The sequence below is a fragment of the Arhodomonas sp. KWT genome (genome assembly GCF_010993615.1).
The window spans coordinates 38,294-39,496 of sequence record NZ_WNXE01000009.1 but is presented as its reverse complement, the minus strand read 5'-3'; the positions used below and the strand labels follow the sequence as shown (position 1 = coordinate 39,496).

The 1,203-nt window shown below is 69.7% G+C and carries 2 protein-coding genes; both read left to right on the top strand.

The genetic code is table 11. The annotated features are described in order from the left end of the window. Positions 1–836: hypothetical protein (locus tag G7A99_RS03650; protein ID WP_205599716.1), on the top strand; the 836-nt coding region annotated here is incomplete at its 5' end. Then, positions 833–1,203 (top strand): hypothetical protein (locus G7A99_RS03645; RefSeq protein ID WP_163138905.1); only part of this gene is annotated, 371 nt, incomplete at its 3' end. The genes G7A99_RS03650 and G7A99_RS03645, both read left to right, overlap by 4 nt.

The window sequence follows — 1,203 nt, the reverse complement described above, 5'->3', positions numbered from 1 at the left end:
AGCCCGACCGCTGGTTTCAGCAGTACGCTGTCGAGGGGGACGGGGACACCTTCGGCCTGGCGCTGTTCACCGAAAGCACCGAGAGCAGCAGGCACATCCTCCATTTCACCAGCCGCGCCCTGCGGTTCTCCAATCGCGATATGCCGCCCCCTGAAACCCGTTACCTGGACCGGTCCACGACGCCGGGCAAGGCACCGCTGAACCTGGACGATCTCGCCGTCCGCGACGCAGACCGGAATCAGCTCCGCCTGACGCTGCCGCGCGGTATCGGTTCGGCCTGTGAGCTCACCGCCAGCGCGCCGCCGCTGGAGGGGCACGAACTGGTCTGGCAGCCCGCCTTTCAGCGCCACCCGGATTTCATCAGCGAGACCTGGACCCCGGACGGCGAGACCACGGACTGGCTGTTGATGACCGACGACGGCGTGCGCGTGTTCTTCTACGGGATCGAGGTGGACACCCGCCTGAGCTGCCCCGGCCAGCCGGCGTGGCACACGGAACCGGCCCCCACACCGCCGGACAGGCCCTGGCTGGTGGACATCGCCGCCGCCGTCGGCGATGACGTCGACCCCGAAACCCCGGCCGCGCTCTTCTTCCGCGGCACGCGTTTCCTTGACGCCAGCGGCCGGCCACTACGTCCCATGCCGCTGGATGCCTCCCCCGATGCCCCGTCCACCCCGTGGTCCAGGGAGCAGATGCAGACCACGCTTGCCGACTACCTGGCCGACGACGGCACGATCCGTTTCTGGGGGAAAGTGACGGCGGTTGAGACCATTACGTTCTCCGGCGAGCCCATCGAGCGGACCTGGCACAAACGGCTGGAAGGCCTGCAGGAATGACGTATCCCCGGTTCAGATTCCGACTGCTCGGCCCGCTGGCCGTCGTTGCGCTGTGCCACGGCGGCGTCGCGGTCGCCGCACAACGGCCCGCCGCCGAGGGGGCGGCCAACGCTAACCCGGCGGCGGCACCCACCGCCGGAACAGGGGCCGTTCACGACGCCGCGGCGCCGCGCTCGCGTATACGCACCGTCGGTACCGGCAGCGACCGCCGCGAGATCCACGAGGAGATCGACGGCTACGGCTACGTAAACGCGCGGCACACGGTCTTCCCCGGACTGGCGCGCGAGATCGACGTGCGCTTCGCGCCCAACGGGCGGGTCAGCCATCGCCGCGAGCGCCGCGACGGCCATCGGGTGGGCCTGTTTAT